General features: G+C 62.7%; 10 protein-coding genes. 4 read left to right on the plus strand and 6 right to left on the minus strand.

All coding sequences use genetic code 11. From position 1 onward, the window contains the following. Positions 1-13: 13 nt before the first annotated feature. Positions 14-529 carry a MarR family winged helix-turn-helix transcriptional regulator gene (locus DACI_RS01470; protein WP_012202233.1) on the minus strand — a complete coding sequence of 172 codons (516 nt, stop codon included), beginning with the start codon at positions 527-529 and terminating at the stop codon, positions 14-16. A 102-nt stretch (positions 530-631) separates the two neighbouring features. On the opposite strand from DACI_RS01470, the gene DACI_RS01475 reads away from it, so the two are divergent. Beyond that, the gene (locus tag DACI_RS01475; RefSeq protein ID WP_012202234.1) at positions 632-1,609 is read left to right on the plus strand and encodes a tripartite tricarboxylate transporter substrate binding protein; all 978 of its coding nucleotides are present in this window, start codon (positions 632-634) and stop codon (positions 1,607-1,609) included. Between the two features lie 85 nt (positions 1,610-1,694). Then, positions 1,695-3,023, plus strand: coding sequence for a sulfatase family protein (locus tag DACI_RS01480; RefSeq protein WP_012202235.1), 1,329 nt, complete (start codon positions 1,695-1,697; stop codon positions 3,021-3,023). 68 nt (positions 3,024-3,091) lie between these two features. Here DACI_RS01480 and DACI_RS01485 read toward each other — a convergent pair whose 3' ends face one another. The 5 genes from DACI_RS01485 to tssI form a co-directional block, all read right to left on the minus strand. Continuing rightward, a complete protein-coding gene (locus DACI_RS01485; RefSeq protein ID WP_012202236.1) occupies positions 3,092-3,955 on the minus strand; it encodes a DUF4034 domain-containing protein in 864 nt (287 codons plus the stop codon). A gap of 439 nt (positions 3,956-4,394) precedes the next feature. Then, positions 4,395-4,631, minus strand: coding sequence for a hypothetical protein (locus DACI_RS31785; protein WP_157059618.1), 237 nt, complete (start codon positions 4,629-4,631; stop codon positions 4,395-4,397). Positions 4,632-4,820: 189 nt separating this feature from the next. Next, a complete protein-coding gene (locus DACI_RS31790) occupies positions 4,821-5,147 on the minus strand; it encodes an Imm58 family immunity protein (RefSeq protein WP_192812303.1) in 327 nt (108 codons plus the stop codon). Between the two features lie 4 nt (positions 5,148-5,151). Then, positions 5,152-9,729: an RHS repeat-associated core domain-containing protein gene (locus DACI_RS01495; protein ID WP_012202238.1), complete on the minus strand. Its 4,578-nt coding sequence runs from the start codon at positions 9,727-9,729 to the stop codon at positions 5,152-5,154. 78 nt (positions 9,730-9,807) lie between these two features. Beyond that, positions 9,808-12,192, minus strand: a complete 2,385-nt coding sequence (gene tssI / locus DACI_RS01500; protein WP_012202239.1) for a type VI secretion system Vgr family protein — start codon at positions 12,190-12,192, stop codon at positions 9,808-9,810. Positions 12,193-12,666: 474 nt separating this feature from the next. On the opposite strand from tssI, the gene DACI_RS01505 reads away from it, so the two are divergent. Next, positions 12,667-13,398, plus strand: coding sequence for a TorF family putative porin (locus DACI_RS01505; protein ID WP_012202240.1), 732 nt, complete (start codon positions 12,667-12,669; stop codon positions 13,396-13,398). Positions 13,399-13,421: 23 nt separating this feature from the next. Continuing rightward, positions 13,422-13,760 carry a P-II family nitrogen regulator gene (locus DACI_RS01510; RefSeq protein ID WP_012202241.1) on the plus strand — a complete coding sequence of 113 codons (339 nt, stop codon included), beginning with the start codon at positions 13,422-13,424 and terminating at the stop codon, positions 13,758-13,760. The last annotated feature ends 1 nt before the right edge of the window (position 13,761 follow it).

The following is a 13,761-nucleotide window of genomic DNA, read 5'->3' on the forward strand; positions in this document are numbered from 1 at the left end:
CTGGACCTTGGCTTCAGGGCGCTGCCGGTTTCCTGCGGTTGCGCGGCGCCTTGGGCGGCGGGCTGCTGGCCTCCAGCTCCCGCGCCCGCGTGCGGATGCGGGCAAAGGCGCTGGCCATGGCCTGCAGCTCGGGCTCGGGCACGGCGTCCATGAGCTCGCGGTTGATGGCCTGCACCTGCGGGAACAGCTCGGCATGCAGGGCGCGGCCCGTGTCGCTCAGGCGCAGCAGCGCGCGGCGCGCATCGCCCACCTGGCTCTCTTTCCACAACAGCCCCTTGGCCAGCAGCGCCGTGACCGCGCGCGAGGTGCGCGTGCGGTCCAGCTGCGCCTGCTCGGCCAGCTGCGAGGGCTGCAGCTGCCCGGCCTCGGCCAGCAGGCAGAGCATGCGCCACTCGCGCCGCGTGATGCCGTAGCGGCCCTCGCACAGGCGCACCACGCGGCTGCCAGCGGCCGCCTGCAGCCGCGCCAAGTGGTAGAGGAACATGTCGTCGAGCACGGCGGGGTGGCGCCAGCGGTGGAGGTCGGTCATGGGCTCGCGGGCCGGTTTCGGGTTTACGCTAGGGATGATGGATTAGATGCATTGTCTGCGGCCTGCGTACATTGGCCGCAAGACAACGACAAGGAGACAAGTATGCCCAGCCCCCTCGCAGCAATGGCGCGTGCCGCCGTGGCCCTGACCGCCGCCGTGCTGTGCGCGGCGCCCGCCCTGGCCCAGGAATGGCCCAAGGCCAGGCCCATACGCATCGTCGTGCCCAATCCGCCGGCCGGCCCGTCCGACATCTCGCTGCGCCCCGTGGCCGCCGCCATGCAGGCCGCGCTGGGCCAGGCCGTGGTCGTGGACAACAAGCCGGGCGCCAACGGCAACATCGGCGCGGCCGAGGTCGCGCGCTCCGCGCCCGATGGCTACACCTGGCTGTGGGCCATGGACCCCGTGCTCACCGTCAACCCCCATGTCTACAAGAACATGGGCTACAAGGCCGACGCTCTGGAAACCCTGGTCGTGGCTGCGCGCTTCTCGCAGACCCTGGTCTGCAGCCCGGGCACGGGCTTCAAGTCCGTCAAGGACATGGTGGCCGCCAGCAAGACGCGCGAGCTGACCTATGCCTCGGGCGGGGCGGGCTCGCCGGGCCACCTGGTCATGGAATCGCTGCTGGCCACTTCGGGCGCCAAGATGGTCCACGTACCCTACAAGGGCCCCGCGCCGGCCATGCAGGACCTGCTGGGCGGCCAGGTGGACTGCGGCTTCCTGGCCGGCCCCACGGTCTTCCCCCAGGTCCAGAGCGGCAAGCTGATCGCCCTGGCCACCTCGGGCAAGACGCGCTCGGCGCTGGCGCCCGAGCTGCCTACCATTGCCGAATCGGGCTTTCCCGAGTTCGACGGCACCTTCTGGATCCTGCTGGCCGCGCCCAAGGGCGTGCCGCCCGCCGTGCAAAAGCGCTTTGTCGACGCCATGAACGAGGCCATCCGCGCGCCCGAGCAAAAGGAGCGCGCCAAGGCCCTGGACATCGAGATGGTCGGCTCCACCGTGGCCGAGGCCCAGGCGCGCGCCAAGGGACAGTCCGCGCAGTGGGCCGCCCTGGTCAAGCGCATCCACCTGACCAACGACTGAAGCCGCCACTAGGGCCTGTGGCCCTGAGGCACCGCCGTTTTGGCGATACTCCCTTTCCCAACGCATCCACTGTCTTCTGGCTCCCATGGCAACCCAGCGCCCCAATCTGATCTTCATCCTGGCCGATGACCTCGGCTATGCCGACCTCGGCTGCACGGGCGCGCGCGATGCGCACAGCCGCGCCACCGATGTCTCGCCCCGCCTGGACGCCATGGCCGCGCAGGGCATGCGCTTCACGCGTGGCTATTCCAACTCGGCCGTGTGCTCGCCCACGCGCTTTGCGCTGGCCACGGGCCGCTGGCAGTACCGCCTGCGCGGCGCGGCCGAGGAGCCGATTGCCAGCGTCCACGGCGACAAGGTGCTGGGCCTGCCGCCCGACCATCCCACCGTGGCCTCGCTGCTGCGCGACGCCGGCTACGCCACCGCCCTGGTCGGCAAATGGCACCTGGGCTACCCGCCGCATTTCGGCCCGCGCATGTCGGGCTACGAGGAGTTCTACGGCTTTCACGCAGGCGGCGCCGACTACTTCGCCCACTGCGACCCGCGTGGCCGCCCCGACTTCTGGATCAACGAGGAGCCGCACGAGGAAGAGGGCTACCTCACCGACCTGCTGAGCCGCCGCGCCGTGGACTTCGTCGAGCGCCAGACGGCCGACAAGCCCTTCTACCTGTCCCTGCACTACAGCGCCCCGCACTGGCCCTGGCTCACGCGCGACGACCTGGAGGAATCGCGGCGCATCGGCGGCTTCGGCAAGCACACCGACGGCGGCACCATCGAGACCTACCAGCGCATGATCCACCACATGGACGAAGGCATTGGCTGGGTGCTGGACGCGCTCGAGAAAAAGGGCATGGCCGAGAACACGCTCATCGTCTTCACCAGCGACAACGGCGGCGAACGCTTCTCCAACAACTGGCCCTTCATCGGCCAGAAGATGGACCTGCTCGAAGGCGGCATCCGCGTGCCCCTGGTGGCGCGCTGGCCTGACCGCATGCCGGCAGGCGCCGTCAGCGACACCCCCAACCTGACCATGGACTGGTCAGCCACCTTCCTGGCCGCCGCCGGCGTGCACGGCCACGCCGACTACCCGCTGGACGGCATCAGCCTGCTGCCCCTCATGGACGATGGCGCCTGGAACCCCGAGCGAGACCTGTGCTGGCGCATGAAGCACCGCGCCCAGCGCGCCCTGGTGCGCGGCGACTGGAAATACCTGCAGATCGAAGGCGTGGAGTACCTCTTCAACGTCGCCCAGGACCCGCGCGAACGCGCCAACCTGCGCGACCGCGAGCCCCAGCGCCTGGCCGAGCTACGCGCAGCCTGGCAGCAATGGGATGCTTCACTGCCGCCCATTCCGGAAGAAGCCAAGGTGTCGCTGGTGTTCAGTCGGCAGGATCTGCCTTCGGCGACGTTTTGAGGGTGTGTGTGCCCGCAGGCTGTGGGCGATAAAACAAGGCAGGCCTTTGGGCCTGCCTTGTTTCCTGATTACTGGTACGTCCTGACCATGCCCGCCCGTGCGGCCTCCGAGTTTTCGCACATGTCCTTGGCCTGTTTGTAGAGGGCCTGGGCCTTGCTCTTGTCCTTCTCCATGACTTCGTAATGGCTGGCCTTGGCAAGCACCAGGTTGTATTGGAGATAGCTGGCGCTGGCCGAAGGCAGCGACTTCACGGCCTGTGACACCATCTGGTCCAGGCCCTCCAAGGACCCGCCCCAGCGCGGGCTCAGGTAATTGAGGGCATTGACGCGGGCCGCCAGGTTCTTGGGATCGGCCTGATCGGCCGCCTGCAGCCACTGCGCCGCAGTACGTCCACCCACCTGGTTTTCCATCGCGGCCAATCCAATCAGCATCGTCTGCGGCAAGGCCGAGCGGGCATCCAGCACCATGGCCTTTTGCAGATACGGCTGGGCCTTCGCGCTGAGCTGCTTGACATTGTTCCACTGGCTGCCCGTCACCCTGGAGGCCGGCGCCTCGCCACGGGCGCCAAATGCCTTGTTGCCGTAATAGAGGCCCGCATTGAGCTGGGCAAAGAACGACTTGGGCTGCTGATCCGCCCACATGCGCATCACGTTCTCTTCCTGCAGGCTCAGTTGCTGCAGTCCCAGCATATCCCGCATGGTCAACAAGTCCCCGCCCGAGGAAGAAAGATTCTTCTTGTGCTTGCGGGCCAATTCCTTGTCCAGCGCCTCGAACTTGAACTCGCTGAGCAGTGCAGCCCTCTCGGACTCTTCCAGAGTGGCATTGCCATCGGGAATCAGCGGGCACTGTGCGGCGTAGGTGGCAGTGGCTGCGGAGAGAGACAGGGTGGCGAGCAGGATGCGAATCAGGGTTTGGGTGGGTTTTGCGGTCATGTGTCCCTCTTGGAAATGGTTGTGTTATTTAATGATTTAAAACTAATAAGCAAATATTTATTTTCTAAACTCCTGTTTAAATCAAAGTGCCGTGAGAAATAGAAGCAGAACAATAAAAAATGGAAGAAGATATGCTGCAAGGAACATTATTGCATCGCCATTCTTCCAGAAGAGCTTGTAGCCATGCTCGTACAAGAATGCGAAGAAAACTGCAGTCTGAAATAAATTCCCAATAAGACTGAACTTGGAATTGTATAAGTTAGAAGATATAAGAATAAATAGCGTGATGTAAAATAATATTGCAAATACCCTAGTCATTATTCCGTAAACCCAGTGATGGAATTAGATTGATTCATGAATAGATAATCGGAAAGCAATCGCTGAAGAAATGAAGGGCTCAAGAACTATTTGCAATATTAATTAAATCCCATGGGTTCAATTAATCGCCGCCAAATATGCTTTTGGCGTTTGTTGAAGAATGAATAATCAACCCAAAAATTCCAAGAACAGCTCCAATCAGACCAACAACGGCACCGCCTCGCGGTACCCATAAAAAAGCCAGAATACCACCGACGACAGCCGTTAAAACACCTATTATCATAACTAACATTCCATATTCATTTTTGTATATTTTCATCACAATTGATTTTTCGTGCATGTAGTTGAATATGTGCATGTTTGATATCCGATGGATGTTCCCCCGTCAACATCGTCTGTGCCTTTACCGTTGAGTAATGCTTTCATCTGCCCTTTCATCACCAGGCAGACCCTGTAATAACGCTGTCGTTGCCCAAAAGGGCCTCATATGTCGCTCTTACTAATGCTGCTGCATCAGAAGTCGATCCCAGGGAATTCCATATTATTTTTAATATTCAACTTTTACCAATCGGCCCGAAGAGAAAATAAATCTAACATCACCATACCATATCAAATCATTTTCCATTTTTATTTGAGAATCAATTTCTTTTTTATTTATTGATGCGGTTTTTATCTTATATTTAATCTGCTCCATATCCAGTCCTCTCCATTCACGCTCGATGAGCGAAATGACATTATCAATATCTGCACGAGCTGATTCGCAACCTTGATTTGAGTAAGATAATGTTATTGATTTATCTACAACCGAGTATGATAAGTAAATAATCACCAAGATTAGAGCAATTATTAAGATAAATGATTTGTTTATTTTCATGAAATTATTGCCCTGCTTTGGCGGCATCTCTTGCAAAAGTGCGGCAGTGATTGGAATTGAATGGATTCCAATTATATTTTTCTCTATCTTTATTTTCTGAAATTTCTTTTGCGTAGTCAGCAACTTTTTTAGGGTCGGCAGAACTACAGGTTAACTTTGCCGGTGTCCCTTTGCCTGATCTCTTTGAAAGCTGCTCCTCCAGATTTCTCATGGAGTCATCTGTTGGAACACCATCTTTGCCTATTTTTAGATTAGGCATTGGAGTTTGCCGAACGTTTCCGTCGTCTTGGGGTAGTTTAGAGCCCATAATTCCTTTTGCATTTGGGTTGTATCTACCGTATTCGAAGTATTGTGTTTTCCCTGAAGTATCATATGTCAACACACCACTATGCCCACCAAGCCATGTGCTTGTTTTACCTTCGGCGTACTCAACCGGATAATCTGGAAAATTAACAACGCAGGCTTGCTGTAAGCCTAACGAATCTATCCACCCCGTGGGATTTACAGGGTAGATATAGTGATTATTGCCTCCCATCAAACCAATCGGATCCTGATTGATATAACTCCCCACCACCGGATCGTAATACCGATGCCGGTTGTAATACAGCCCCGTCTCCCTGTCATGGTGCTGCCCTGGCAGCCGGATCGCCTGGTGGATGCCCTGCGGGTTGTACTCCTGCAGCACATTGCCCCAGGGGTCCAGCTTTGCGGCCCAGGCCACCTGGCCGGTCTGGTCCGTCAGGGCCATGGGTGCCCCCAGGTGGTCGCAGTGGTAGTGGTGGATGGCGATGCGGGCGTGCTGTTCTTTTTCCTGTTTCTGCAGTTGGGCCTGCATGCCGTTGAGCAGGCGTGTAGTGCTGTCTGCCTGTTCACCCAGCATGGCTTGGGCGCTGGGCGGCAGGCCGTGGTCCAGGGTGTGGCGCAGATGGCGGGCGGCGTCTTGCTGCATGTCGCGCGGCATGGCGCTGAGCATGGTTTGCATCATGGCCAGGGCCGGCGTGTGATTGGGGTCGTCCTGGTCGGGCAGGCCTGCGGCGATGGCCTGCACCAGCAGGTGGGGCTCGTTTTGGGGGTCGCCGCTGGCCGTAGTGCTCAGGCGCACCAGGGGCGTGAAGCTGCCGGGTTCGTAGATGGTGTGTTCTATGTGGCGGGTGTCGTCGCCGCCCTGCAGGCGTTCGGTGTGGATGAGGCGGTCGCCGTCCCAGCCGTAGTAGTGGGTGCGGGTGGATTCTGTGGAGTCCGCGCTTTCCACTTGCTGCTTCAGGCGCCTGCCCAGGGCGTCGTAGGTGTAGCGGCTGTGGTGGCGCAACTGCTCGGCGTTGCCCTGGATCTGGCTGCTGCGCACCGCTATGAGCTGGTGGGCTCCGTCGTAGTGCAGTTGCTGCTGGCTGTGGTCTGCCTGCATTTGCGCGATGCGGTTGCCGCAGGGGTCGTAGCGCCAGACGCGGTCTTCGGTGAAGCCGATGCGGTTGTCTTCCCAGCGCTGCACGGGGCCTTGCCGCTGGCCTGCAAGGTGGCCCAGGCCCATGAGGTTGAAGTCGGTGTGCCGCCAGTGGGCGTGGACCTGAGCGGCCCAGTTGTCTTGGGTGTTCGTCTGGCCCGATGCGCCGGGTGCACCGGGTGCTGGCAGGCGGTTGCCAGCGGGGTCGATCTGCCAGCGGGTGGTGGTCTGGGGGTCCTGGCTGTCGGTGGCCGCTCTGAGGCGCCCGGCGCCGTCGTAACCGTAGCGCAGCAGTTGTGCGGCCTGGCCCGGGGCGCCGGCCTGTTCGATGGCAACGAGCTGGCCCAGGCTGTCGTAGTGGTAGCGGCGGCCGAGGATCTGGCCTATGAGGGCGTGGGCCTGGGCGTCGGTGGGCTGCAGCGCTTGCAGGCCCGTGGTGCCCAGGGCCGTGAGGCGGCCCAGGCTGTCCCATTGGCGTTGCACCTGCAGGGGGTGGTGTGCGTCTGCTGCAGGGGTGGGTGGGTGCAGGCTGCGGCGGACTTCGCGGTGCAGGTTGTCGCGCTCGAAGTCGATGAGGCTGGCTCCGTTGAGCTGCAGTCCGTGTACATGGCCTGAGCCGTAGGTGAGCCAGGCGATATCCCCCAGGCCTTGCAGCTGGCTGTGCTGGCGTGCGCCCAGCGCGTCCAGGGTGTGGGCGATGCGGTGTTCGTATTCGATCTGCTCTGTGCCCCCGTTGCCGCCCCCGTCCTTGCCAGGCCGGTACAGCTGTTGCACTTCTGCGGTGATGCGGCCAAGGGCGTCTCGCTCCAGTGCTATGCGGCTTTGCAGTTGGATGGTGTTCTCTGCGGTGTTCTCGCCGGTGTGTTGCCAGACGCTGGCCGCCGTGAGGCGCCCGGCCGCATCCCATTCGTAGCGGTGGGTTTGTGCGGGCGCATGGGGCGTGGCGGGCAGCTGGCGTTCGGCCAATCGCCCGCCTTCGTCCCAGCGGTAGTGGCTGCTGCTTTGCTGTGCGGCGTTGCCGTCCGTGGCTTCGAGGAGCTGGCCTGCCGCGTCCCAGCGGTAGCGCTGCAGCCGTTGGTCAAACCCTTCTTCCTGCACGAGCCGGTCCAGCGCGTCCCAGGCAAAGCGGCTTTGCGACCCGTTCTCGTTGACGAGGCGCAGGAGGCGGCCTGCGCTGTCGTATTCGAAGGCCAGGGTGAGGCCGCCATGTGTTCGCTGGACCAGCCTGCCCCAGAGGTCGTAGCGCAGGTGGATGCTGGGGTCTGCGGTCTGGGTTTCGCTGGAGGTGCCCGCAGGCTGGGCTGGCTCGATGCGCGTGAGGTGGCCTGCGCTGTCGTAGTGGTAGCGCTCGATCTGGCCGTTGGGCAGTTCGCTGGCCACGATGCGCCCCTGGCCGTCGCGCTGGTGGCGTTGGCGCTGGCCCAGGGCGTTGTCCACTTCGATGAGCGCTCCCCAGCGGTCGTAGTGGTAGTGCGTGCTGTGGCCCGAGCAGTCGGTGTAGCTGAGCAGTTGGCCCGCGTCGCTCCAGGCCAGCTGTTTGCTGCCGCCCTGGGCGTCTTCGATGCGCCGGGGGCTGTCGCAGGTGAGCGGCGCTTCTTTGGGATCGGGGTAGTGGTAGCGCTCGGTGCTGCCGTCGGCCTGGGTGATCTGGGTGAGGCGGCCCCAGCTGTCGTATTCGTAGCCGGTGGTGGCCCCTGCGGTGTCAGTGCTTTGCAGCAGGCGGCCCGTGGCTTCATCGTGTTCCTGCTGGGTGCTGCGCCCGTCGGGCAGTTGCACGCCGATGAGTCGGCCCTGGCCATCACGCCTGAGGTGCACGCTGCGTCCCAGCGGGTCGGTGCGCGAGGCCAGCCGGCCGAAGCTGTCGAAGGCCTGCAGCCAGCGGCTGCCATCGGCCTTGTGGTGGGCGATGAGGCGCGACAGGCCCGCTGCGCCTTCGAAGTAGTAGGTCTCGATGCGATCCAGGCTGTCGCTGACGCGGGTGGCGGCGCGTGGCTGGCCGTCCGGGCCCGGGGGCTGGGCCAGGTAGTCGAAGCGGTAGCTGAGCCCTTCCTGGTTGCTGTGCTCGATGACGCGGGCGCCGGGCTGGGCGCTCTCGTAGCGGTAGCGGTGCCAGGGTCCGCTGGCATGGCGGTGGGCGCTGATGCGGTGGTGGTCCCATTCGAATTCGCGCACGAGCTGGCCTGCGCGGTCGTGGACGGTGATGAGGTCGCCTGCGCTGCTGTAGCCGTAGCGCACGAGGGCAATGGGGGTGGACAGGGGGTGCAACGGGTCCTGTGTGAGGTCCACGCCTGTGACTCGCCAGCCGTCGTCGGCGCCCCACAGTCCGTTCAGTCCCTGCGCGTCCTTGCCACCATGGATGCGCTGGTGCAGCAGCCGGTAGCGCCGGCCTGTGCCGTCGCTCAGCGAGACCAGGCGGCCTGCGGGCACAGCCTCTTTGCCGGCACTGTGGCCGGCCTCTGGCGTGGTGCCGTCGCTGTAGTGGTAGAGCTGGCGGCGCCCGAAGCGGTCGATCTGGGCCATGAGCCGCCAGGGACCGTCGACAGGTTCACCGGGCGCAGGACCAAAGCCCCAGAGGGTGTCGCCATCGCCGCTGACCGCGAGGATGGCTTGCGGGTTGCGCACCAGTGCCTGTTCCACATGCGACCACCGAGGATTGGCGGCCCAGGGCGCTGTGCCGCCGTCCGGCTCCATGCTGCCGCCGCGCAGCAGCCAGAGGTCTTCGCTGGCACTGTGCAGCTGGCCGCCCGGCACCAGAGGCTGGTCGAAGGTGATGACGCGGCCGCTGGCATCCAGCAGCAAGGTGGCCTCTTCCTGCAGGCGGATGCTGAGCTCCTGCAGCAGGTGCCAGCCATGGCCCAGCAGGCCGCAGGCAGCGCCGTGCTCGGGGTTGACGTAGCTGCTGTACTGGCGCTGCCATGCCACAGGCAGCGCGGCCGACGGCAGGGCAAAGTCCAGGTCTTGTGCGCCCAGCAGGACCTTGGCGCCCAGCTGGGGGTTGACGGGGGAGCCGACGGTGATGCCACCTGGGCAGACGGAGCAGGCCAGGCCCCCCTGGCTGCCGATGAGCACGGTGCGCGAGCCGGTGACGATCTTGCCCTTGACGACGCTGTCGGTGATGCGGGCTGCGGGTTTGCCACTCATGCGAGGCTGCTCCTGGAGAGGTGAGAGAGAACGGGACGGCGGATGCGGGGAATGCAGGGGCTGCAGGACATGCGGGCCTCAGCAGTTGAGCCGGTCCGTGGGCGAGAGAATCTGGATGTCGCCGGGCGTGATGCGGATGGTGCTTTCGCCGCAGGTCAGCAGGATTTCCTGCTGGGCTTCGAGCCGGATCTTGGCGGCGTTGAGCTCAATGCTTTGCCCATCCATGGTGAGCTGGGAGGCCTTGCCACCTCCGCCTCCACCGCCCCCACCGCTGCCGCCGCCACCACCACCACCACCACCGCCACCGCCACCGCCACCGCCACCGGGCGACGTGATGTTCATGGCCATGCCGCCACCGGCTCCGCCTCCGCCTCCCGCGCCACCACCACCGCCCACGGTCAGCGAGTACTGCGAGCCCACTTCCGTGCTTTGCTTGCTGCCGACCTTGACCTGGCGCTCCTGCCCCACGGTGAGGTTCTGGCTCATGCCGACCGTGGTCTGCATGGCCACGCCGATGTTTTCCATGTAGTTGACGCCGATGTTCATCATCTTCATCACACCCACGTTCTGCATGTAGGCCATGCCTATGGTCTGGGTCTTGAGCAGGCCCACCGTGACGTGCCAGTTCTGGCCTATCTTGTCGGTCTCGGTCTTGCCGATGGTCTTGCTGCGGTTCTTGCCGATGGAGATGTTCTCGTCGATGCCAACGTCTTCGTTGCGGTTGTCGCCGATGCTGATCTTCTCGTCGTGGTCCACGCGCTCCGTGCGGTTGTTGTGCACGGTGATGGTCTCGTTGCGGTCCACCGTCTCCGTGCGGTCCCGGTGGATGACGCTGGTCTCGTCCCGGTCGATGGTCTTGCGCCTGTCGTTGCCCACCCATTTGTCCTCGTCGTTCTCGACCTCGGTGAGCTGGTCCTTCTGGGCATGCAGCCACAGCTGCTCTGCGCCCGCCTTGTCCTCGAAGCGGATAGCGTTGGCGTCGCCCTGGCCGTTCTTCATGCCGGCGCCCGGTGCGCCGCCCTTGCTCGATCTGGTCTTGATGCCCGATTGCGTGGCGTTGGCCGGCAGCGCCCAGGGCGGCATGTTGGCCGCGTTGTAGACACAGCCCGTGACCAGCGGGTAGTCCGGGTCGCCATTGAGGAAGTCGACGACGACTTCATGCCCTATGCGGGGAATGGAGATGGCCCCGAACCCCGGGCCTGCCCAGTTCGTGGCCACGCGGATCCAGCAGCTGGAGTTCTCGTTCATGGCGCCCAGGCGGTCCCAGTGGAATTGCACCTTGATGCGGCCGTATTCGTCGGTCCAGATTTCTTCTCCGGCCGGGCCCACGACGACGGCGGTCTGCGGGCCGGTGGTACGCGGCTTGGGCGTGGTGCGCGCAGGGGTGTAGGCAAGACTCGTGGGCTGGGCCTGCAACTCGTAGCGCTGGAAGGAGCCGTCTTCCGCGGCGCTGCCCTTGGCGCCCGGGGCCACGGCACTGACGCGGGGATTCTCCTTCAAGTGGTAGCTCAGGCCCGTGATCAGGTACTGCTGGTTCTGGTCGCCGCGCGGATAGTTGTAGAGGCTGAAGGTGTAGCCCGTGGCCAGCGCCCGGTGGCAGGACTGGCCCCGCACCCGGCTTTGGCCCGTGAGGCTTTCCTTCAGGCGCACGCGGATGTAGTCCTCGCCGTCGCTCAGCTGGGTGTAGCCGCCCGGCCATTCGTAGATTTCGTGGCCGTCATGGGCGTGGCCCGGCGGGTCGCGCCGCAGGTGGGTGAGGTCGGCCCGGGGTTTCTTGAAGTCGTAGTCGTCGCTGTAATGGCGGCCCGATTTGATTTCCTGCTCCAGCTGCCAGGCGTGGATGTTTTCCTGATCGCCTGCGGCGGCTTTTTCCGGGGGATAAAAGGGAATGGAGGCGCCCCCGGGCAATACGCTGTGCGAGGCAATGATGTCGTCGCACAGCACCAGGGTGTGTTCTCCCATGGCATGCGCGAAGTGGTAGTAGATGCCTTCGTGCTCCATCAATCGCGAGACAAAGTCGCAATCGCTTTCGTTGTATTGCACGCAGTAATCCCAACTGCGATAGGCGCGCGTGAGTTTCCTTTGCAATGGATGGCCATAGACGCCCAATACCTGCTCGATGATGTCGGGCACGGTCTGGTTCTGGAAGATGCGAAAGTCGCTCTTGCGCGTGGCCAGCCACAGCCAGGGGCTCAGGCGGGCCTTGTAGGCGTAGTGGCGGTGGTCCTGGCCCTGCATGCCGAAGCGGGTGACGATGCCGTCGATGAAGCGCCTGCCGCCGCCCTGGGTTTCTATTTCTATGGTGGCGTTTTTACCCAATAGGGCCTTGGGATCGATGCTTTCGCTTTCGCTGAGCATTTCCACATCGAGGCTGAAGAGTTGGCTGATGTTTTCCTGGCCGCGCAATTCACGGAAATGCAGCTGCTCGCCCAATGGCGTGTGTATGGTGACTCTGCGTGTCATAGTGCGCGCCGCCCTGGGGGCGGCCTCCCTGCTCTTGATGAGCGGGGATCATAGACAAGCCGATGGCCATAGGGCAATCAAATGATGGGTCGGAAATATCCTGGATATGTAAGCAATTGCCTTATCTGGGATGCAAGGTGGTGTTTATTTGGGAAATCATCGATATCGGAATACCCCAATACAGGCGTTTTGAGAGTCCCTGCTAACAGTGCGTTCTAGCAATGCCGGGCCTCTCATGGCAGTGCAAGCAGGATTGCAGTGTGATATGCACTATCTTGGTGCATTTTTGATGATGCGCCATGTGAGTGCCCGCTATCGCCGCATCGGTGCACATTTTTTGCACAAAGCCGGTGCATCGCTGTGTGGTGCAGTGCCGCATTGGGGAGCCAGAAAGGCGCATGCCCCGGCATCAAAAGACTGGCACGGTCCGTGCTTAACCCGGTTGTCACGAAATTTTTCAAACCGGAGGATCCCATGTCCCGTGCCAGCCTCAAGTCGCTCGCCATCGCCTGTGTCGCCATCGCTCCGCTCTGGGCCCATGCCCAGCTCACGGCCAATGTGTCGCTGACCACGAACTACAAGTTCCGTGGCCAGGACCAGGACTCGGGACGCAACAAGGCCGTCAAGCCGGCCCTGCAGGGCGGTTTCGACTACACCTTCGGTGACAGCGGCTGGTACATCGGCAACTGGAACTCCAGCGTGGACTGGCTCCCCCGCAATTCGCTGGAAACCGATTTCTACGGCGGCTACAAGTTCAAGGCCGGCGAGGTGGACCTGGACTTCGGCGCGCTGCAGTACCTGTACTCGGGCAACTCCGCCGGCAACACGACGGAGCTGTACGGTGCGGCCACCTATGGACCGTTCACGGCCAAGTACTCGCACACCGTCTCCAAGGACTATTTCAACTGGGCTGGCGAGAAGGCCGGCTCGGGACTGTCGGGCCGCAACACCGGCTACCTGTGGCTGGGCTTCACCCAGGAAGTGATGCCCAAGGTGACGGTCAAGGCATCGCTGGGCTTCACCCGCTTTGCCAGCGACATCAAGGGCCTGGGCGTGCCCAACTATATGGACTACAGCGTGGGCGGTGCCTACGATTTCGGCGACGGCGTGTCGCTGGGCGCGGCCGTGACGGGTGCGAACAAGAAGTCGTACTTCGGTGACGTCAACAAGGCGCGCCTGATCGTGACGCTGACCAAGACCCTGTAACCGGACCTGAGGAGCAAAGCATCATGAAACTGGTGACCGCCATCATCAAGCCCTTCAAGCTCGACGAGGTGCGCGAGGCGCTCTCCGACATCGGCGTGCAGGGCATCACCGTGACCGAAGTCAAGGGCTTCGGCCGCCAAAAGGGCCATACCGAGCTGTATCGCGGCGCGGAATACGTGGTCGATTTCCTGCCCAAGCTGCGCCTGGAGGCCGCCGTGCCCGACGCGCTGGTGGATCAGGTGATCGATGCCATCGAGGCCGCTGCGCGCACCGGCAAGATCGGTGACGGCAAGATCTTCGTGCTGCCCATCGAGCAGGCCGTCCGCATCCGCACCGGCGAGACCGGCGACAGCGCACTGTGAG

Source organism: Delftia acidovorans SPH-1 (assembly GCF_000018665.1).
In the GTDB taxonomy this organism is placed as follows: domain Bacteria; phylum Pseudomonadota; class Gammaproteobacteria; order Burkholderiales; family Burkholderiaceae_C; genus Comamonas; species Comamonas acidovorans.

Bases quoted from the DNA above. Each gene is read 5' to 3' on its own strand.
- DACI_RS01510 (WP_012202241.1), top strand. From the start codon at position 13,422: ATGAAACTGGTGACCGCCATCATCAAGCCCTTCAAGCTCGACGAGGTG.
- DACI_RS01480 (WP_012202235.1), top strand. From the start codon at position 1,695: ATGGCAACCCAGCGCCCCAATCTGATCTTCATCCTGGCCGATGACCTC.
- DACI_RS31785 (WP_157059618.1), bottom strand. From the start codon at position 4,631: ATGCACATATTCAACTACATGCACGAAAAATCAATTGTGATGAAAATA.
- DACI_RS01505 (WP_012202240.1), top strand. From the start codon at position 12,667: ATGTCCCGTGCCAGCCTCAAGTCGCTCGCCATCGCCTGTGTCGCCATC.
- DACI_RS01475 (WP_012202234.1), top strand. From the start codon at position 632: ATGCCCAGCCCCCTCGCAGCAATGGCGCGTGCCGCCGTGGCCCTGACC.
- DACI_RS01470 (WP_012202233.1), bottom strand. From the start codon at position 529: ATGACCGACCTCCACCGCTGGCGCCACCCCGCCGTGCTCGACGACATG.
- DACI_RS01485 (WP_012202236.1), bottom strand. From the start codon at position 3,955: ATGACCGCAAAACCCACCCAAACCCTGATTCGCATCCTGCTCGCCACC.
- DACI_RS31790 (WP_192812303.1), bottom strand. From the start codon at position 5,147: ATGAAAATAAACAAATCATTTATCTTAATAATTGCTCTAATCTTGGTG.
- tssI (WP_012202239.1), bottom strand. From the start codon at position 12,192: ATGACACGCAGAGTCACCATACACACGCCATTGGGCGAGCAGCTGCAT.
- DACI_RS01495 (WP_012202238.1), bottom strand. From the start codon at position 9,729: ATGAGTGGCAAACCCGCAGCCCGCATCACCGACAGCGTCGTCAAGGGC.